Genomic DNA, 19,486 nt, shown 5'->3' on the forward strand with positions numbered 1-19,486 from the left:
TACCGCAGGTGGAGTACGCGGTTCCCGTCCTAGTCCACCCTTGGACGGACCAGCCCCGACTCGTAGGCGATGACGACGAGTTGGGCCCGGTCCCGGGCGCCCAGTTTGGCCATGGCGCGATTCACATGGGTCTTCACGGTCAGCGGGCTGACGGCGAGCCGTTCGGCGATCTCGTCGTTGGAGTGGCCGCCCGCGACCAGGACGAGGACCTCCCGCTCCCGTACGGTGAGCGCGTCCAGCCGGTCGGAGTAGGGCTCGGAGGCGTCCTCGTCCGGGCCGCCCTGGGCGAGGAACTTGGCGATCAGCCCCTTGGTGGCGACCGGTGAGAGCAGCGCCTCCCCGGCGGCGGCGATCCGGATGGCGTTGAGGAGCTCATCGGGCTCGGCGCCCTTGCCGAGGAAGCCGGAGGCTCCGGCGCGCAGCGACCGGACCACGTACTCGTCCACCTCGAAGGTGGTCAGCATGACCACCCGTACCCGGGCCAGCTCGGGATCGGCGCTGATCAGCCGGGTCGCGGCCAGACCGTCCATACCGGGCATCCGGATGTCCATCAGGACGACGTCCGGCTTCTCGGCGCGGGCGAGTTCGACGCCCTGGGCGCCGTCCGCCGCCTCTCCGACGACGGTCATGTCCGGTTCGGAGTCCACCAGGACCCTGAACGCGCTGCGCAGCAGCGTCTGATCGTCGACCAGCAAGACCCGGATGGTCATGTGTCCTCCCCCGAACGCGCGGTGAGGGGCAGTATCGCCTGGACCCGGAAGCCGCCGCCGTAGCGGGGGCCGGTGGTCAGCCTGCCCCCGAGGGCGGAGACCCGTTCCCGCATGCCGAGGAGTCCGTGGCCGGTGCCGCCGATCTCGTGCGGCGGGCCGCCCGCGGCGGCGACCGCGTCGGGGGCCGGGGTGCCGGGGGGCCCGGCGGTGTCCCCGGCACCGGGCCGGGGTGCTTCGGAGCCGGGGTCCGGAGGTTCGGTCCTCGCGTACGGCATCCGGCCCGAGGCGTACGGCATCCGGCCCGAGATCCCGTTGTCGAGCACCGTGACCTCCAGCGTCGAGCCCACCCGGATCACGCTGACCTCGGCCTTCGCATCGGGTCCCGCATGCTTGCGGACATTGGTCAGCGCCTCCTGGATGATCCGGTACGCGGCCAGATCGACGGCCGCCGGACGTCGCACGCCTTCATCGGCACGGGCCACCTCCACCGGCAGGCCCGCCTGCCGGAAGGTGGTGACCAGTTCGTCGAGGACGTCGAGCCCGGGCGCCGGTTCGGTGGGGGCCTCCGGGTCGCCGGACTGCCGCAGCAGTCCGACGGTGGCCCGCAGTTCGTTGAGGGCCGAGCGGCTGGCCTCGCGGACATGCCCCAGCGCCTCCTTCGCCTGGTCCGGGCGGCGGTCCATGACATGGGCGGCGACGCCCGCCTGCACATTGACCAGGGCTATGTGATGGGCGACCACATCGTGCAGATCGCGGGCGATCCGCAGCCGCTCCTCGGCGACCCTGCGGCGGGCCTCCTCCTCGCGGGTGCGCTCGGCCCGTTCGGCCCGCTCCTTGATGGCCTCGACGACATCGCGGCGGCTGCGGACCGCGTCCCCCGCGGCGGCCGCCATTCCGGTCCAGGCGAAGATGCCGAGGTTCTCCTGGGTGTACCAGGGGGTGCTGCCGAAGAACATGGCGGTGCCGGTGAGGGCGGTCATCGTCAGCAGGCCCGCCCGCCAGGTGGTGGCCCGGCCGGTGCGGGAGGCGACGGTGTAGAGGGCTATGACGGCGGCCATGGCGACGGGCGCGGGCCGGTTGCCGTAGAGGAGTTCGGCCGCCGTCAGCACGGAGGTGAAGGCGAGGACCGCCATCGGGTTCCGGCGGCGGTGCACCAGCGCGGCGGCGGCCAGGGTCATCAGGACCAGGCTGCGCTCGTCGGGGCTGCGGACCCGGAACCGCGGGCCGTGCTCCCCGTACCCGTAGGGCTCGGCGAACGAGCCCACGACCATACAGAGGAAAACGGTGCCCGCGAGGGCTCCGTCGAGCGCCATGGGGTGCTCGCGCAGCCAGGACCGGGTCCGGTCGAAACCGTCGGCGAGGGTCGTCACGTCAAGCAACGGTACGGTGTGCCGCCTCCCGGAACCCCCGAACGGGCCTATTGGCTGCGCCACGCGGCGAACGGCGTCCACCGGCACCCGTGGGTGAACGCACCGCGCCCACCGGGGGTGACCGGTGGGCGCGGGGTGCTGTGTCGGAGTGTGTACGCGGCGGAGCCGTACCGGACGGCCCCGGAGAAGGAGCGCGGACCGGAGCGGGAGCGCGGGCCGGAGGAGGGTCAGCCGGGGATGAAGCCCCAGTCGCCGAACAGCTCGCGGACCTCGTCCAGGGTGGCCCCGGGGGCGGGGAGGATCAGCTCGGAGGGTTCCAGCACATCGTCCGGGAGGGGCTCGCCCAGTTCCCGGACCCGGGTGAGCAGTGCGGTGAAGGTACGGCGGAAACCGTCTTCGTCGCCCGCCTCCAGCTCGGCGAGGAGTTCGTCGTCGAGCTTGTTCAGTTCGGCGAAGTGGCTGTCCGCCAGCCTCACCTGGCCCTCCCCCATGATCCGTACGATCATGACGAGCCCTCACTTCCCGGTGTGCCGGCCGGTCCGGCACCGGCCCGGGTCTCCCCGGAGCGGTGCCTTCCGCCGTCCTTGCGGTCCGTAGTGGTCAGTGCTTGCGGTCAGTGCTTGTTGAAGTCGGGACGGCCCGGGCCGTCCTGTGCCGAGCCGCCTTCGATGGCCTGCTGTCCGGTGCTGCTGCCGCCGGCCAGTTCCGCCTTCATCCGCTGGAGCTCCAGCTCGACGTCGGTCCCGCCGGCGATCCGGTCCAGCTCGGCGGCGATATCGTCCTTGGCCATGCCGGTCGGGTCGTCGAGCGCGCCCGAGGCGAGCAGCTCGTCGATGGCCCCGGCCCGGGCCTGGAGCTGGGCGGTCTTGTCCTCGGCCCGCTGGATCGCCAGACCGACGTCGCCCATCTCCTCGGAGATGCCGGTGAACGCCTCGCCGATCCGGGTCTGGGCCTGGGCTGCGGTGTAGGTGGCCTTGATGGTCTCCTTCTTGGTACGGAAGGCATCGACCTTGGCCTGGAGCCGCTGAGCGGCGAGGGTGAGCTTCTCCTCCTCGCCCTGGAGCGTGCTGTGCTGGGTCTCCAGGTCGCTGACCTGCTGCTGGAGGGCGGCACGCCGGGACAGCGCCTCACGGGCCAGGTCCTCCCGGCCGAGCGCCAGCGCCTTGCGGCCCTGGTCCTCCAGCTTGGAGGACTGGCCCTGCAACTGGTTGAGCTGGAGCTCCAGGCGCTTGCGGGAGGTCGCGACGTCCGCGACTCCACGGCGCACCTTCTGCAGCAGCTCCAGCTGCTTCTGATACGAGTAATCAAGGGTCTCGCGCGGGTCCTCGGCCCGGTCAAGGGCCTTGTTCGCCTTCGCGCGGAAGATCATCCCCATACGCTTCATGACACCGCTCATGGGCTTCGCGCGCCCCCTTCTGACGGACTACAGCTCCAGCACTCCAACAGAACCCACAGTACGGGCCCTGCCTCCATTACCGCACTGTTCGAGCACGGATGCGCTCCTCCCCAAGGACGACTGCGCACGGCGTCCGATCCGGCGCAAGGAGTAGACGAGCGTCAGGGTCGCCGCCCCGGCGGGGTCCTCCCGGGCGTCCTGCACCCACTCCTCGACATCGGTGCATCACCGCGCGGCCCGCGCGGGCACGGGCCGGAGGGGCCGCCCCGGTGCCGATTTCGGTGCAGCCTCCTTTCAGTACACACGTACGGTGTTGCCGTTTCGTTCCCATCCGGCGTTGGGTCCATGCGAACGACCCCGTACCCTTGGTTTTTGTGTTCCGTAGCCGCGCCAAGACAGAGAAGGCCCCCGCCGAGCAGTTGACGGCGGCCGACTCCCAGCAGACCCGCGATCCGCAGGCCCCGAAGGGCCGCCCGACTCCGAAGCGGAGTGAGGCCCAGAGCCAGCGCCGCCGTGCCGCCACGCAGCCGCGCGACCGCAAGGCCGCGATGAAGCAGGCGCGGGAGACCCGGCGGACGGAGCTCGCGCGCCAGCGCGAGGCTCTGGCCAATGGTGACGAGCGGTATCTGCCCGCCCGTGACAAGGGCCCGGTCCGCCGCTTCGTCCGCGATTTCGTGGACTCCCGCTTCTGCATCGCGGAATTCTTCCTGCCGATGGCGGTGATCATCCTCGTACTGAGCATGATCCGCGTCGGTCAGCTCCAGACCATCTCGCTGCTGCTCTGGCTGGGCGTGATCGTCATGATCATCATCGACTCGGTGGGTCTGTCGATCCGGATGAAGAAGCAGCTCAACGAGCGCTTCCCGAACGAGTCCAAGCGCGGTGCCGTCGCCTACGGTCTGATGCGGACCCTCCAGATGCGCCGGCTGCGTCTGCCGAAGCCGCAGGTCAAGCGCGGAGAGCGGCCCTGAGCGGTCAGTCGCCCGGCGGCCGAGCGCCGGGCGGACCGGCACTCGCCGGTCCCGAGTCCGAGCTGCCCGAAGCTGCTGTTCCCGGTGGTTCCGTGCCCGAAGCCGCCCCCGCGACCGCCGGGGCAGCCGTGTCCCCCGGACCGAGCCTGGCCCCCGGGGCCGTACGGGAACTCCTCCGCGAGGAGCTGCTCTCCCGCCAGCTCGACGAGCAGATCGTCGCCCGCTACCCGGTGGGCCGGCGGCTGCGGATCCTCGACGTCGGGACGGGACGCGGCCTCCAAGCCCTGCGCTTGGCCCGCGCCGGGCATGCGATCACCGGCCTGGAGTCCGGCCCCGAGCTGCTGACGGCCGCCCGTGAGGCCCTGGCCGCCGAGCCCGCCGGAATCCAGGAACGGGTCCGGCTCATCGAGGGCGACAGCCGCGAGACCGGGGCCCACTTCGCGCCCGGCAGCTTCGACGTGGTGCTCTGCCACGGTGTGCTGATGAGCTCCCCCGAGCCCGACGCGGTGCTCGCGGGCCTCGCCCGGGTGCTGGCGCCCGGCGGCCTGCTCTCCCTGGTCGTACGGAACGCGGACGCGCTCGCCCTCGGACCCGGGCTGGCCGGGGACTGGGCCGGGGCGCTGTCCGCGCTGGACCCCGACACCACCGCCTTCACCGACGAGCGGACCGGCCGGGCCCTGCGGGCCGACCGGCTGGACGCGCTCACCGCCACCCTCGCGGGGATCGCCGCGCCGCTGCACGTCTGGTACGGCGTGCAGGTCTTCAGCGAGTGGGCCGACGATGCGACGCTCCCGGTGGTCACGGAGGGCGCCCGGGACCACTCGCCGGACCTCGAACGGCTGCTGGCCGCGGAGGACCGGGCCGGGCGGACCGATCCGTACCGTCGTACGGCGGCGCTGCTGCACCTCTGCGGCGTACGCGGCTGATCCCGGCCGGGTCCGGGTTCGCGGGCCCGCTCCGGCGGCCCGCGCCGGCCTTCACCGGTGATTTCCGGTCGGCGGTCAGGCAGTCGCGGGGGATTCTGCGTCACCGGACACGTGAGCACCACCGACACCACCCGAAATGACGACACTTCCCGGTCCTCGACGACTGACGACATCCGTTCCGACAGTGCGCCGCGGCTGACCGCCGGAGAGACCTGGCGTGCGCTGTACGGCCATTTCAGGCCGCACCGCCGGGCCGTCGTGCTCGGCGCGCTCTGCGCGCTGGCCGGGGCCGCCGCCGGGCTCGCCCAGCCGCTGGCCGCCAAATCGCTGGTGGACAGGCTGGGCGGCGACGACGCGATCGGCGGTGTGCTGATCGTGCTGACGGCGCTGGTGCTGGTCGGTACGGCGATCGACGCGGTGGGGGCGTACGTCCTCGACCGCACCGCCGAGTCGGTGGTGCTGGCCGCCCGCCGCACCCTGATCGGCCGGCTGCTGCGGCTGAGGCTCCCGGAGGTGGAGCGGACCCAGCCGGGCGATCTGATGTCCCGGGTCACCTCGGACACCACCCTGCTGAAGGCGGTCACCACCCGCTCCGTGGTCGCGGCGATCAGCGGGGGTGTGACCTTCGTGGCCACGATCGTGCTGATGGGCCTGCTGGACGTGGTGCTGCTCGGGGTCACCCTGGGGGTGATCGTGCTGGTCGGCGGGGCCGTCGCCATGGTCATGCCGCAGATCTCCGAGGCGGCGAAGAAGTCCCAGGAAGCGGTCGGGGAGATATCCACGGTGCTGGAGCGGGCCTTCGGCGCGTTCCGGACCATCAAGGCGTCCGGCGCGGAGGACCGCGAGACCGAGGTGGTCGACCGGGCGGCGGTGCGGGCCTGGAAGTACGGCGTACGGTCGTCGAAGTGGGAGGCCGTGGCCTTCACGTCGATCGGGCTCGCCGTCCAGGTGTCGTTCCTGGCGGTGCTGGGCGTCGGCGGGGCGCGGGTGGCGTCCGGGGAGATCCCGGTCTCCACCCTGGTGGCGTTCCTGCTCTTCCTCTTCTATCTGATCGAACCCGTGACCTCGCTGGTGGACGCGGCGACGCAGTACCAGGTCGGGGCGGCGGCGATCGCCCGGATCGTGGAGGCCGAACGGCTGGAGACCGAGGACCCGGGACCGGTGAAGGACGCGTCCGGGGCGGTGAACCGGGCGGCGGCGGTCGAGTTCGACGAGGTCCGCTTCCGCTACCGCGAGGAGCTGCCGTACGTCCACCACGGCGTCTCCTTCACCGTGCCGGGCGCCGGGATGACCGCCTTCGTCGGCCCTTCCGGCGCGGGCAAGACCACCGTCTTCGGACTGATCGAACGCTTCTACGAGACCTCCGGCGGCCGGATCCTGATCGACGGGCGCGATATCCGGGAGTGGCCGCTGGCCGAGCTGCGGGCGTCCATCGGCTATGTGGAGCAGGACGCGCCCGTGCTCTCGGGCACCCTGCGCGAGAACCTCGTCTTCGCGGCCCCGGACGCCGGTGAGGACGCCGTCCGGGAGGTACTGGTCCGGGCCAGGCTCGACGGGCTCGTGGACCGGCTGCCGGACGGTCTGGACACCGTCGTCGGCCACCGCGGCTCCAAACTGTCCGGCGGGGAGCGCCAGCGGGTCGCGATCGCCCGGGCGCTGCTGCGCCGCCCCCGGCTGCTCCTGCTCGACGAGGCCACCTCGCAGCTCGACGCGGTCAACGAGATGGCGCTGCGGGACGTCGTCGCGGATGTGGCGCGGGAGGTGACGGTGCTGGTCGTGGCACACCGGCTGTCGACGGTGACACTGGCGGACCGGATCGTGGTGATGGACGGGGGCCGGGTCCGGGCCGTGGGCACGCATGCCGAGCTGGTGGAGCGGGATCCGCTGTACGGGGAGCTGGCGGCCACCCAGTTCCTGGCGTCCGCCCCGGTGGTGGGGGAACCCCGTCAAGCGGCGGGAGCGGCGGCGGGGGTACGGGCCACCTGATCGGAGGCGTACAACAGGCCGTCGGGGGCGGGCCGCGGGGAGACTCCGAACATGGACGACGCACCCCGCACCCGCCCGCCCGTACGCCGCCCCCTGCTCGCGCTGACCGCCGCGATATCCCTGATCGCACTCGTCGCGGGCTGCGGCGACGAGCCCGCGCCCGGGGCCGTACCGGCCGGCTCGACCCGGGCGGCCGCCCCGAAGGCCGTCAACGACCTCCAGACCGACTACGAGACCGTGATCCGGAACGTCCTGCCGTCGGTCGTCCAGATCGAAACCGGCGACAGTCTGGGCTCCGGCGTGGTCTACGACAACCAGGGCCATCTGATCACCAATGCCCATGTCATCGACTCGGGGCAGACCTTCCAGGTCACCATCGCCACCGGCGAGGAGCCGATCCCGGCGAAGCTGGTCTCCGCCTATCCGGAACAGGATCTCGCCGTCCTCCGGCTGGACCGGGTCCCCACCGGTCTGAAGCCGGCGACCCTCGGCGACAGCAGCAAGGTGGAGGTCGGGCAGATCGTCCTCGCGATGGGCTCGCCCCTGGGCCTGTACGGCAGTGTCACCCAGGGCATCGTCTCGGCCGTCGGCAGGACCGTGACCGAGAGCTCGTCCGGCGGCGGTACGGGCGCCACCATCGGCAACATGGTGCAGACGTCCGCCGCGATCAACCCCGGCAACAGCGGCGGCGCGCTGGTCAACCTGGACAGCGAGGTCATCGGCATCCCCACCCTCGCCGCGACCGACCCCGACCTCGGCAACAGCGCGGCGCCCGGGATCGGCTTCGCCATCCCGTCGTCCATGGTCAGAACCGTCGCCGACCAGATCATCAAGGACGGGCGGGTCACCGACTCGGGCCGGGCGGCGCTCGGCATCACGGCGCGGACCGTGCTCGACGACAACTACCAGCCCGCGGGCACGGCGATCGTCGAGGTGGAGAAGGGGGGCCCGGCGGACCAGGCGGGACTGCGGCCGAACGACATCATCACCAAGATCGGCCCCGCGCAGATCACCACGATCACCTCGCTGGCGGAGGCGCTGGCGTCCGAGAGCCCAGGCGACAAGGTGACGGTGGTCTACACGAGGGCCGGGGAGCGCGGAACAGCGCAGGTCACGCTGGGCGAGGTCTGAGCCGCGCCCCCCTTCGCCCCTCGGCTACTCGGGCGCGTCCAGGCTCATCGGGCCGTAGATCACCGTGGTGTCCTCCAGCAGGACGACCTGATCGGCGCCCCCGGCCCGCAGGGCCTTCCAGTGCTCACCGATCCACGATTCGGCATCCCCCTGGGTGGTGAACTCCTCGGGTTCCACCGCGGGCGGGACCTGCTTGCCGTCGGACTTCTCGAACCGCCACGTCCATGCCATGTCCGCCTCCGGAGGGCTGTAGGTGATCTCCGTCCTGCCCGCAGCGTATCCGGGCGCGCAACGGCGCCGGGGACACGGGAGGATCAAGGGGTGGAACTCACTCTGCTCGGCACCGGCGCCCCCGCCGGACTCCCCAGGTCCGACTGTCCGTGCGCGGTCTGCGCCCTCGCCCGGGGGACACGCGCCCGGGCCGCCACGGCCCTCCTGGTGGACGGGGCGCTGCTGCTCGACCTCACCCCGGGCGCGGCGCTCGCCGCGGCGCGCGCCGGACACTCCCTGGTGGGGGTGCGCCAGGTCCTGCTGACCCATCCGCACGACGGCCCCGCGGTCGATCTCCCGCCCGGGCTGCCCGCGGCGGGCCGGGTGCCGGACGGGCGGGTCCTGACGCTGATCAGCGGACACCGGGTACGAGCGGTGCCGATGGACGCGCCGGGCACGGGGTACGAGGTGACCTCGCCGGACGGGGACCGGCTGCTGTACCTGCCGCCGGGCGGCGCTCCCGCGGCCCCCGCGGAGGCATCCCGCCCGTACGAGATGGTCGTCGCGGACGTCGTGGGGCGGCCCGACGCGATCGCCCGGCTGCGGGCGGTGGGGGCGGTCGGGCCGACCACCGATATCGTCGCCGTCCACCTCGACCACGATGTGCCGGGCGGGCCCGAGCTGGACCGCCGGCTGGCTGCGGCGGGCGCCCGGGCCGTACCCGACGGGTCCACGCTGCTGGTGGGCGAGTACCACGCGGTGCCCGACGTGCCCCGGCGGACCCTGGTCACCGGGGGCGCGCGGTCCGGGAAGTCGCTGGAGGCGGAGCGGCGACTGGAGGCCTTCCCTGACGTGCTGTACGTGGCGACCGGCGGGACCCGGGGCGGGGACACGGAGTGGGCGGACCGGGTCCGGCTCCACCGCGAGCGGCGTCCCGGCTCGTGGCGTACCGAGGAGACCTGCGAACTCGTACCGCTGCTTGCGGAGCCGGGGCCGCCGCTGCTGATCGACTGTCTGTCGCTGTGGCTCACCGATGCCATGGACCGGGCCGGGGCGTGGTCCGACGACACCTGGCACTCCGGGGGCGAACGGGCGCTGCGGGAGCGGGTGGCGGAGCTGGTGGAGGCGGTGCGGCAGACGCGGCGGACGGTTGTGGCGGTGACGAACGAGGTGGGTTCGGGGGTGGTCCCGGCGACGTCGTCGGGCCGCCGTTTCCGTGACGAGCTGGGGCGGCTGAACGCGGCGGTGGCGGCGGAGTGCGAGCACCTGCTGCTGGTGGTGGCGGGCCAGTCGCTCCCCCTCCGCACGTAACGCCTCCCGCTGTGGGGTGCGCCCGTTCCCTGTGCCCCGGGCGCCTGCCGCCGCGGGGGTGTCTTCAGGCCCAGGGCCCCTCGCCTGCGGACAAGCGCCGTGCGGGCGGGTTCGCTTCCCGGCCGCGGCCCGTGGATGGTTGCTCGCGCAGTTCCTCCCCCTATGCCTTCGGCAATGGGGGGACCCCCAGCGCCCTGGTTGCTTTCCTCAAGCATGAGGGAAAACGCCGTGCCCAGCGAGGGTCGTTTCCCGACCGCGCGCCGTCGTGGGTCGTTCGCGCAGTTCCCCGCGCCCCTAGGTACCTCTCCCCTGCGCCCTTGTCCTGGCGGGCGCCAGCATGCTGAATCCGACGAGGGCGAGGCGGGTATGTAGGGGCGCGAGGAACTGCGCGACAAGCCACATCCGGGCCGCGGCCGGAGAACCGCCCCGCCGGGCACGGCGCTCGCCGCGCCGCGGGGCGAGGCCACCGGCCGCGGGAGGTGTTCGGGGCGCGGGGGACCACGGGCGTACCCCGCAGCGGGAGGCGTCCCGGTACTGTTCCGCGAATGAGCAGGGTGAATCTCGATGACTACTCCGACCTGATCGGCCGCACCGACGGCGCCTTGCGCCAGTCCGCCGAAGACCGCCGCGCCCGTCTCGCCGTCGCCCCCAAGGCTCTCGGGCGGCTCGACGAGCTCGGGGAGTGGCTGGTCGCCGCGCAGGGCGTATCGCCGCCGAAGGTGATCGCGCGGCCGCGCGTGGTGCTGTTCGCCGGTGATCACGGAGTCGCCGGGCTCGATGTGTCGGGACGGCGCGCGGGCGAGGCGTACCACCTGGTGCGGGAGGTACTGGAGGGGACCAGCCCGGTCGCGGTGCTGGCGCGCGGCGCCGGGGTGCCGGTGCGGGTCGTCGACGCGGGCCTGGACTGCGATCCCGAGCTGCTGCCGGAGGAGGTCGTCCGGCACCGGGTGCGCCGCGGCAGCGGCCGGATCGACATCGAGGACGCGCTGACGCCGGACGAGGTGGACGCGGCGCTGCGACTGGGCGCGGCGATCGCGGACGAGGAGGCGGACTCGGGCACGGATCTGGTCGTCCTGGGGGATCTGAGCGTCGGCGGGACCACCCCGGCGGCGGTGCTGATCGCCGCTCTCTGCGGTACGGACGCCTCGGTAGTGACGGGCCGCGGCGGCGCCGGGATCGACGATCTGGCGTGGATGCGCAAGTGCGCGGCGATCCGCGACGCGCTGCGCCGGGCCCGCCCGGTGCTGGGCGATCAGACGGATCTGCTGGCGGCGGTCGGCGGCGCCGATATCGCGGCGATGACAGGTTTCCTGTTGCAGTGCGCCGTACGCCGTACCCCGGTCGTCCTCGACGGAGTCGTCTCCGCGGCGTGTGCGCTGGTGGGGCAGCGGGCCGCGTTCCGCGCGCCGGACTGGTGGCTGGCCGGTCAGCTCACGGGTGAGCCGGGGCAGGCGAAGGCGCTGGACCGGATGGCACTCAACCCGATCCTCGAACAGGGCGTCACTGTAGGCGGAGGAACCGGGGCATTGCTGGCACTCCCCCTCGTTCAGGCCGCTTCCGCACTGCTGGCCGAGCTGCCGGAGCGTACGGAGGCAGAGGCCGAGGACGGAACGGCCGGGGACGAGAGTCCGGCGACCGTACCGGACGGTGGAGCGGCGGAGAGCGCGACGGACTGACACAACGGGTGCGGTCGCCGCCACGGGCCACGGCGACGACCGCACCCTGACCCACCATGTCCAGCGATGCCCCATATGATAGCTTTTCATGGGAGAGGTCCGCTTGTCCAGCGATGCTCAGCGCCCCGCCACCACCGCCCGCGCCCGCCGGAGCTGGGCGTTCACCGTCTGGTATCTGCGCGCCGTCACATCCGTCAATCTCCTGAGCGCCGTCTGGGTCTCCTTCGGCCAGGACATCCGCCGCCACAACATCGACGACTACTTCACCCCCTATCTGCTCACCGCCGGTTTCGCGTCGGGGGTGTTCACGCTCTTCCTGGCGATCACCATGCGCCGCCGGAAACGGGCCGCGTGGATCCTCAACATGGTGCTGGTGGGGCTGTTCCTGCCGCTGTTCGTGCTGGCGTTCGTCCAGGACCCGGCGATCAGGGCCCACGCCCAGAACTGGGTGTCGCTGATCCTGACCGCGTCCTTCTTCGGCGCGCTGCTGCTGGGACGGCGGGAGTTCTACGCCAAGGGGGACCGCGCCAACCCGAAACTGGCCGCGGTGGTCGCCGTCGGCGGGCTGCTGGTGACCTCGCTGCTGGCCACCGCGCTGGTGACCGTCACCAATACCGCGCCGGGTTCGCCGTCCTTCCTGGAGCGCTGGCGGTACGGCGTCCTGCGGCTGATCTCGCTGGCCGTCAAGGACCCGGACGTCCCGGCGATCCACACCCCCGGCTGGGTCGATGTGACGATCAACGTGATGTCGACCCTGCTGCTCCTCGGGGTGCTGTACGCGGCCTTCCGCTCCCGCCGCGCGGTCGATCCGATCGGCCCCGACGACGAGAAGCAGCTGCGGGAGCTGCTGCGGCGCCACGGCGACCGCGATTCGCTGGGCTACTTCGCGCTGCGCCGCGAGAAGAGCGTGGTGTGGTCCCCGACCGGCAAGGCGGCCGTCGCCTACCGGGTGGTCGGCGGGGTCTGTCTGGCCTCCGGCGATCCGATCGGCGATCCGGAGGCCTGGCCGGGCGCCATCACCCCCTGGCTGGCGCAGGCCCGGGAGCACGGATGGATCCCGGCGGTGATGGGCGCGAGCGAAGAGGCCGGGACGATCTACGCCCGGCACGGTCTGGACGCGCTGGAGCTGGGCGACGAGGCGATCGTGGAGACCGCGGAGTTCACCCTGGAGGGCCGGGCGATGCGGACCGTACGCCAGGCCTACAACCGGGTGAAACGGGCCGGGTACACGGTGCGGATCCGCCGCCACGAGGAGATCCCGCGCGCGGAGCTGGACCTCCTGCTGCGGCGCGCCGACGACTGGCGCGACGGGGCCACCGAGCGCGGTTTCTCGATGGCGCTGGGCCGTCTCGGCGATCCGGAGGACGGCCGGTGCGTGATGCTGGAGTGCACCGATGCGGACGGCGGACTGCGGGCGCTGCTCAGCTTCGTCCCCTGGGGCCCCGAGGGGCTCTCCCTCGACCTGATGCGCCGTGACCGGGACTCCGACAACGGGCTGATGGAGTTCATGGTCATCGAACTGCTGGAGCGTTCCGGCGAGATCGGGGTCACCCAGGTGTCGCTGAACTTCGCGATGTTCCGCTCGGTCTTCGAACGCGGCTCCCGGCTCGGCGCGGGCCCGGTGCTGCGGCTGTGGCGGTCGCTGCTGAGCTTCTTCTCCCGCTGGTGGCAGATCGAATCGCTGTACCGGGCCAATGCCAAGTACCGGCCCATCTGGGAGCCCCGGTTCCTGCTCTTCGAGAAGAGCGCCGATCTGCCGCGCATCGCGCTGGCGGCGGGCCGCGCCGAGGGCTTCCTGGAGGCGCCGGGGCTGCCGAAATGGCTGCACCGCCGCCATCTGGAGGGCGGGCGGTGAGGGCCCGGGCCGCGGTCGCGGGCTTCGCCCGGCGCGAGTGGGGGCCGCTGTACGGGGAGGTGCGCGGGGCGCTGGTGGAGCGGCGGTGGCGGGCGGTGCCGCTGACGCTCGCCGCGGTCCTGCTGACCGCCGTCTGCCAGGTGGTGCAGAACCAGGAGTGGGGGTACGGACCGGTCGCCGCGATCGGTTTCGTACGGGCCGGGGATCCGCTGTGGCTCGCCCTCCTCCGTACCCCCCTGTCGTTGTTCGTACCGGCGCTCGACCTGCCGGTGTGGGGTGCGCTGGCGCAGATCCTGCTGGTGTTCGGGGTGGCGGAGATCTGTCTGGGCCGGGTCAGGACCGTGGTGGTGGCCTATGTCTGCACCCTGGCGGGGACGCTGTACGCACGGCTGGGGATCGCGGTCGGACCGGGCGGGCCGCTCGGGCTGCCGGAGACGGACGCCCGGATCGTGGACACCGGTCCTTCGGCGGCCGTCGTGGGGCTCGCGGTGGTGGTGTGCTTCCAGCGGCGGGCGTGGTTCACCGGCGCGGCGGTGGTGGTGGCCATGGCCGTCGAGGTGGTGGTGAAGCCGAATCTGGCGGGCAAGGAGCATCTCGCGGCGATCGCCGCGGCCCTGGTGCTCTGTGCGGTGGCGGCGGTCTTCCGGTGGTGGCGGGATCAGTCGCCGCCCGGCCCCGGGGAGCGCGGGGTACGGGACGGCAGCCGGTCCGGCGCCCCGGCGATCAGATCCTGAAACCGGCGGCGGGGCCCGTTCCAGCGGCGGTCGTGGCGGTACGCGCGCAGCCGGGCGCGGGCCCTGGCCCGGTGCCTGCCCCGGTAGCACCGGCGGGCCCACGGCGAGCCGGGCCGGGCCAGCCGTACCGCGCCGAACACCGCCACGAACGGCACCAGGACCCCGATCAGGGCCGTGATCGGCTTGCCCTTGAGGAAGGCGACGATGACGAGGAGGAAGTTGACCAGCAGGGTGACGAGCAGGGTGGTGCGGTCCTGCCGCTCGTCGGCGCTGAGGGTGTCCACACCGAGGGGCGAGAAGCCGCCGAGGACCAGCAGGGCGAGGGCGGTGGCCAGGACGACGACCTCGACGCTGCGCCGGCCCTCCTCGGTCCAGTAGACGTCGTCGAGATGGACGATCAGCGCGAACTCGTCGAGCACCAGCCCCGCGCCGGTGCCGAAGAGGACCGCGAAGACGGCCGCGGCCCAGCCGTGGCGGCCGCTGCCGACCGCACCGAATCCGCCGACGACGGTGAGGATCACCCCGGGGACGACGTGGTGGATATGGAGCCCGCCGGGGGTGACGTTGCGGAACGGGCCGCGGCCCGCGCGGATCAGCCGGGTCACGGTCCGGGTGATCAGAAAGGTGAGGACGAAGGCGGCGAGCGCCAGGAGCATCGGCAGTTTGCCCGGCTCGGTGATGTTGTCGTGGAACCACTGCCCCATGGAGACCGCTCCCGTTTCCTCCGGAAATGCCTGCCTGTGGGGCAATCTAGACGGTGGGTTAGCCTTCGCCGGTGAACGAGCCTTCCCCCGCCCCCGCACGCGCCGGTCTGGTCACCGGTCTGCGGTTCGCCTTCGGCACCCTGACCGTGCTGCCCGTCCGGCTCACCCGCTGGGACCGGGCCGCCGCCCGGGCCGGAATGCTGTGCGCGCCGTTCGCCGGGCTGGTGGTCGGAATCGCTGCCGCCGCGGCGGGCGGACTGCTCTGGCTGGCGGGGGCGGGCGCGCTCCCGGCCGCGGTGGCCACTGCCGCCGTACCGGCGGTGCTCACCCGCGGACTGCATCTGGACGGCCTCGCCGACACCGCCGACGGTCTGGGCAGCGCCAAACCGGCCGCCGCCGCGCTGGAGATCATGAAGCGGTCGGACATCGGGCCGTTCGGGGTGATCACCCTGCTCTTCGTGCTGCTGGCACAGGTGGCGGCGGTCGCGACCCTGTACGGACGGGGCTGGGGGTACGGCGCCGGGGGCGCGGTGCTGGCGGCCGTCGCCGCCCGGCTCGCACTGACCGCGGCGTCGCGCGCGGGCGTCCCGGCGGCCCGGCCCGAGGGGCTGGGCGCGGCGGTCGCCGGTGCCGTCCCGGTCCGCTCCGCGCTGGTGGCCGTCGCGCTCACCGTCGCCCTGTGCGCGGGCGCGGGCGCCGTGCACGGCGCGGAGACCGGGGTCCGGTACGGGCTGGCCGCCCTGGCCGCGGTCGCCGCCGCCGAGTTGCTGCTGCGGCACTGCCGACGCCGTTTCGGGGGTGTGACCGGCGATGTGTTCGGGGCCCTCGCGGAGACCGCGGCCACCACCGCGCTGGTCGTCCTGGTCCTCGGCCACTGAGCCGGCCGCGGCCAAATCCCCCCGGCGGGGGTCCAGTTGTACGGCCCGGCGGCGGGGCCGGTGGCACCCCCGGCCGGAACCGTTCGCCCGGTCCGGCCGGGCTCCCCGGCGAACGGCCCGGCCGCGGCCCGCCGGTGGTGCCCCCGCCGGAACCGCCCCCCGCCCGCGGGTGACCTGCCGCCGCCGTAAAGGAGTCCCGGGCGCGCGCGTAGGCTCTGTCCGGACAGGACGCCGAGCCGTCCCACGCCTCGTGGCCGTCACCGGCCCTGAACTCAACGGAAGCGAGACAACAGCACCGTGACTGCACTCACTCTCAGCACTGCCGGCGCAGCGACGCTGCGCGCCGACGCCGTGGTCGTCGGTGTCGCGAAGGGCGCCAAGGGCCCGGTGGTCGCGCCGGGCGCCGAGGCCGTGGACACGGCGTTCGACGGGACCCTCGCCACCGTCCTGGACACCCTCGGGGCCTCCGGCGCCGAGGGCGAGGCGATCAAGCTCCCGTCCCCCGCCGGACTGAAGGCCCCCGTCGTCCTCGCCGTCGGCCTGGGTGCCGCGCCGAAGGACGGGGTGTACGGCGCCGAGGCGCTGCGCCGGGCCGCGGGCACCGCCGCCCGGGCCCTGACCGGGGCGAAGAAGGCCGCGTTCGCGCTGCCGATCGCCTCCCCCGCCGATGCCGAGGCCATCGCCGAAGGCGCCCTGCTCGGCGCGTACGCCTTCACCGCCTACCAGGGCGTCGACGGAAAGGGCGGCGGCAAGGCCCCGCTCGCCGAGGTCGCCCTGCTCGGCGCCAAGCCGCGCGACAAGGCCTACAAGACGGCCGCCGAGCGCGCGCTCGTCGTGGCCGAGGAGATCAACCGCTCCCGCGACCTGATCAACACCCCGCCGAACGACCTCACCCCTGAGGCATTCGCCGCGGTGGCGAGCGCGGCCGGCAAGGAAGTCGGCGTCAAGGTCCAGATCCTGGATGAGAAGGCGCTGGTCAAGGGCGGCTTCGGCGGGATCCTGGGCGTCGGCCAGGGCTCGGTCAACCCGCCGCGCCTGGTGAAGCTGGTGTACACCCACTCCAAGGACGCCAAGCACCTGGCGCTGGTCGGCAAGGGCATCACGTACGACTCCGGCGGCATCTCCCTGAAGCCGGCCGGGCACAACGAGACGATGAAGTGCGACATGAGCGGTGCCGCCGCCGTGTTCGCGGCCGTCGTCGCCGCCGCCCGCCTCGGCCTGCCGGTGAACGTGACCGGCTGGCTGGCGCTCGCCGAGAACATGCCGTCCGGCTCCGCCACCCGCCCCGGCGACGTGCTGCGGATGTACAGCGGCAAGACGGTCGAGGTGCTCAACACCGACGCCGAGGGCCGGCTCGTCCTGGCGGACGCGCTGTGGAAGGCGTCCGAGGAGAACCCGGACGCGATCGTCGACGTGGCGACGCTGACCGGCGCGATGGTGCTGGCGCTCGGCAACCGCACCTTCGGTGTGATGGCCAACGACGACGACTTCCGTACCGCGGTCCACGAGACGGCGGCGGAGGTCGGCGAGCAGTCGTGGCCGATGCCGCTCCCGGCCGAGCTGCGCAAGGGCATGGACTCGCCGACCGCCGACATCGCCAACATGGGCGAGCGGATGGGCGGCGGCCTGGTCGCCGGACTGTTCCTCCAGGAGTTCGTCGGCGAGGGCATCACCTGGGCCCACCTGGACATCGCCGGTCCGGCGTTCCACGAGGGTGCGCCGTACGGCTACACCCCGAAGGGCGGCACCGGCTCGTCCGTGCGCACCCTGGTCCGGCTGGCGGAGAAGCTCGGCGAGGGCGATCTGGGCTGACCGGCCCCGCGGCTCCGGACAGGAGGTACGGCCCCGGGCTCCCCGCCCGGGGCCGTACCCCTTCCCTCGGCTGCCCCGGCTGCCCCGGCTGCCCCGGCCCCGGCCCTGCCGGAAAGCGGCGGCCCTCCGGCAGGAGCGCACGGGCGTTCGCTGTGGACGAAACCGGTCGGCCGGACGGCGTACTCCGGAATCAGGGGACGGTACGGGACGTTCTACGCACCGGTAACGGCGAAGGTGACGGAGCAGACGCCATCGGACCGCTGCCCCGCGTCCCGTCTTCCCGCGACAAGTGCGAAGATGGGCACCGGCAGGACAGGGCCCCCACCACAGGGCCGACGAGACATCGGCCGCACACCAGCCGACAAGGCCGGTCGCCCCGGCGAACGAGGGGAACCGGTGACCGGCGTACATGCATGGAGGACGTGACGTGGCGAACGACGCCAGCACCGTTTTCGACCTAGTGATCCTCGGCGGCGGTAGCGGTGGTTACGCCGCGGCCCTGCGCGGGGCTCAGCTGGGGCTCGACGTCGCCCTGATCGAAAAGGGCAAGCTGGGCGGTACCTGCCTGCACTACGGCTGCATTCCCACCAAGGCCCTGCTGCACGCCGGCGAGATCGCCGACCAGGCCCGCGAGTCGGAGCAGTTCGGCGTGAAGGCCACGTTCGAGGGCATCGACGTGGCCGCCGTGCACAAGTACAAGGACGATGTGATCTCCGGCCTGTACAAGGGCCTCCAGGGGCTGATCGCCTCCCGCAAGATCACCGTCATCGAGGGCGAGGGGCGTCTGTCCTCCCCCACCTCCGTCGATGTCAACGGACGCCGGATCGACGGCCGCCACATCCTCCTGGCGACCGGCTCGGTCCCGAAGTCGCTGCCCGGCCTGGAGATCGACGGCAACCGCATCATCTCCTCCGACCACGCGCTGAAGCTGGACCGGGTCCCGCAGTCCGCGATCGTGCTCGGCGGCGGCGTCATCGGTGTCGAGTTCGCCTCCGCCTGGCGTTCCTTCGGCGCCGAGGTCACCGTCATCGAGGGCCTCAAGCACCTCGTCCCGGTCGAGGACGAGAACAGCTCCAAGCTGCTGGAGCGGGCCTTCCGCAAGCGCGGTATCAAGTTCAACCTGGGCACCTTCTTCGAGAAGGCCGAGTACACCCAGGACGGCGTCCGGGTGACCCTGGCCGACGGCAAGACCTTCGAGGCCGAGGTGCTGCTGGTCGCGGTCGGCCGCGGCCCGGTCTCCGCCGGTCTCGGCTACGAGGAGCAGGGCGTCGCGATGGACCGCGGCTATGTCCTGGCCGACGAGTACATGCGGACGAACGTCCCCACCATCTCGGCGGTCGGTGACCTGGTCCCGACCCTCCAGCTCGCGCACGTCGGCTTCGCCGAGGGCATCCTGGTGGCGGAGCGGCTGGCCGGTCTGACGACCGTCCCGATCGACTACGACGGCGTGCCCCGGGTGACGTACTGCCACCCCGAGGTCGCCTCCGTGGGCATCACCGAGGCCAAGGCCAAGGAGATCTACGGCGCGGACAAGGTCGTCGCCCTCAAGTACAACCTGGGCGGCAACGGCAAGAGCAAGATCCTCAAGACCCAGGGCGAGATCAAGCTCGTGCAGGTCAAGGACGGTGCCGTGGTCGGCGTGCACATGGTCGGAGACCGGATGGGCGAGCAGATCGGCGAAGCCCAGCTGATCTACAACTGGGAGGCGCTGCCGTCCGAGGTGGCGCAGCTCATCCACGCCCACCCGACGCAGAACGAGGCGCTCGGCGAGGCCCACCTGGCGCTGGCCGGCAAGCCGCTGCACGCCCACGACTAG

General features: G+C 72.7%; 17 protein-coding genes. 11 read left to right on the forward strand and 6 right to left on the reverse strand.

All coding sequences use genetic code 11. The annotated features are described in order from the left end of the window. Positions 1 to 29: 29 nt before the first annotated feature. The 4 genes from B7R87_RS07300 to B7R87_RS07315 all read right to left on the reverse strand — a co-directional run bounded on the left by B7R87_RS07300 (position 30) and on the right by B7R87_RS07315 (position 3,464). Entirely contained in the window at positions 30 to 710 is a 681-nt protein-coding gene (locus tag B7R87_RS07300) for a response regulator (RefSeq protein ID WP_006349711.1), read from the reverse strand. Then, positions 707 to 2,089: a sensor histidine kinase gene (locus B7R87_RS07305; RefSeq protein WP_202488224.1), complete on the reverse strand. Its 1,383-nt coding sequence runs from the start codon at positions 2,087 to 2,089 to the stop codon at positions 707 to 709. Before B7R87_RS07305 ends, B7R87_RS07300 begins: the two co-directional genes overlap by 4 nt. Before the next feature lie 218 nt (positions 2,090 to 2,307). Then, complete coding sequence (pspAA, locus tag B7R87_RS07310) at positions 2,308 to 2,586, reverse strand: PspA-associated protein PspAA (protein WP_006349709.1); 279 nt, start codon at positions 2,584 to 2,586, stop codon at positions 2,308 to 2,310. A gap of 107 nt (positions 2,587 to 2,693) precedes the next feature. Further along, positions 2,694 to 3,464 carry a PspA/IM30 family protein gene (locus B7R87_RS07315; RefSeq protein WP_040916532.1) on the reverse strand — a complete coding sequence of 257 codons (771 nt, stop codon included), beginning with the start codon at positions 3,462 to 3,464 and terminating at the stop codon, positions 2,694 to 2,696. A 386-nt stretch (positions 3,465 to 3,850) separates the two neighbouring features. Here B7R87_RS07315 and B7R87_RS07320 point away from each other — a divergent pair, with 386 nt between their 5' ends. From B7R87_RS07320 to B7R87_RS07335, 4 genes are all read left to right on the forward strand, one after another. Beyond that, on the forward strand, positions 3,851 to 4,447 hold the full coding sequence (locus B7R87_RS07320; RefSeq protein ID WP_006349707.1) for a DUF3043 domain-containing protein: 597 nt from the start codon (positions 3,851 to 3,853) through the stop codon (positions 4,445 to 4,447). Positions 4,448 to 4,575: 128 nt separating this feature from the next. Next, positions 4,576 to 5,373, forward strand: a complete 798-nt coding sequence (locus B7R87_RS07325; protein WP_233169029.1) for a class I SAM-dependent methyltransferase — start codon at positions 4,576 to 4,578, stop codon at positions 5,371 to 5,373. A 111-nt stretch (positions 5,374 to 5,484) separates the two neighbouring features. Further along, complete coding sequence (locus B7R87_RS07330) at positions 5,485 to 7,359, forward strand: ABC transporter ATP-binding protein (RefSeq protein ID WP_006349705.1); 1,875 nt, start codon at positions 5,485 to 5,487, stop codon at positions 7,357 to 7,359. 51 nt (positions 7,360 to 7,410) lie between these two features. Then, complete coding sequence (locus B7R87_RS07335) at positions 7,411 to 8,490, forward strand: S1C family serine protease (RefSeq protein ID WP_006349704.1); 1,080 nt, start codon at positions 7,411 to 7,413, stop codon at positions 8,488 to 8,490. Positions 8,491 to 8,514: 24 nt separating this feature from the next. On the opposite strand, the gene B7R87_RS07340 is transcribed toward B7R87_RS07335, so the two are convergent. Beyond that, positions 8,515 to 8,721, reverse strand: coding sequence for a hypothetical protein (locus B7R87_RS07340; RefSeq protein WP_006349703.1), 207 nt, complete (start codon positions 8,719 to 8,721; stop codon positions 8,515 to 8,517). 90 nt (positions 8,722 to 8,811) lie between these two features. Between B7R87_RS07340 and B7R87_RS07345 the strand changes: the two genes are divergently transcribed. The 4 genes from B7R87_RS07345 to B7R87_RS07360 all read left to right on the forward strand — a co-directional run bounded on the left by B7R87_RS07345 (position 8,812) and on the right by B7R87_RS07360 (position 14,276). After that, the gene (locus B7R87_RS07345) at positions 8,812 to 10,011 is read left to right on the forward strand and encodes a bifunctional adenosylcobinamide kinase/adenosylcobinamide-phosphate guanylyltransferase (RefSeq protein WP_006349702.1); all 1,200 of its coding nucleotides are present in this window, start codon (positions 8,812 to 8,814) and stop codon (positions 10,009 to 10,011) included. 545 nt (positions 10,012 to 10,556) lie between these two features. Next, complete coding sequence (locus B7R87_RS07350; RefSeq protein ID WP_045853118.1) at positions 10,557 to 11,687, forward strand: nicotinate-nucleotide--dimethylbenzimidazole phosphoribosyltransferase; 1,131 nt, start codon at positions 10,557 to 10,559, stop codon at positions 11,685 to 11,687. 88 nt (positions 11,688 to 11,775) lie between these two features. Beyond that, positions 11,776 to 13,542, forward strand: coding sequence for a phosphatidylglycerol lysyltransferase domain-containing protein (locus tag B7R87_RS07355; protein WP_006349700.1), 1,767 nt, complete (start codon positions 11,776 to 11,778; stop codon positions 13,540 to 13,542). Beyond that, the gene (locus tag B7R87_RS07360; protein ID WP_006349699.1) at positions 13,539 to 14,276 is read left to right on the forward strand and encodes a hypothetical protein; all 738 of its coding nucleotides are present in this window, start codon (positions 13,539 to 13,541) and stop codon (positions 14,274 to 14,276) included. Before B7R87_RS07355 ends, B7R87_RS07360 begins: the two co-directional genes overlap by 4 nt. On the opposite strand, the gene B7R87_RS07365 is transcribed toward B7R87_RS07360, so the two are convergent. After that, the gene (locus B7R87_RS07365) at positions 14,201 to 14,980 is read right to left on the reverse strand and encodes a hypothetical protein (protein WP_130584564.1); all 780 of its coding nucleotides are present in this window, start codon (positions 14,978 to 14,980) and stop codon (positions 14,201 to 14,203) included. The genes B7R87_RS07360 and B7R87_RS07365 overlap by 76 nt on opposite strands. A 71-nt stretch (positions 14,981 to 15,051) precedes the next feature. Between B7R87_RS07365 and B7R87_RS07370 the strand changes: the two genes are divergently transcribed. The 3 genes from B7R87_RS07370 to lpdA all read left to right on the forward strand — a co-directional run bounded on the left by B7R87_RS07370 (position 15,052) and on the right by lpdA (position 19,486). After that, positions 15,052 to 15,858, forward strand: coding sequence for an adenosylcobinamide-GDP ribazoletransferase (locus B7R87_RS07370; protein WP_130584565.1), 807 nt, complete (start codon positions 15,052 to 15,054; stop codon positions 15,856 to 15,858). Positions 15,859 to 16,155: 297 nt separating this feature from the next. Beyond that, complete coding sequence (locus B7R87_RS07375) at positions 16,156 to 17,670, forward strand: leucyl aminopeptidase (RefSeq protein WP_006349696.1); 1,515 nt, start codon at positions 16,156 to 16,158, stop codon at positions 17,668 to 17,670. 427 nt (positions 17,671 to 18,097) lie between these two features. Then, positions 18,098 to 19,486: a dihydrolipoyl dehydrogenase gene (gene lpdA / locus B7R87_RS07380; protein WP_006349695.1), complete on the forward strand. Its 1,389-nt coding sequence runs from the start codon at positions 18,098 to 18,100 to the stop codon at positions 19,484 to 19,486.

The organism is Streptomyces tsukubensis (assembly GCF_003932715.1).
Classification (GTDB): domain Bacteria; phylum Actinomycetota; class Actinomycetes; order Streptomycetales; family Streptomycetaceae; genus Streptomyces; species Streptomyces tsukubensis.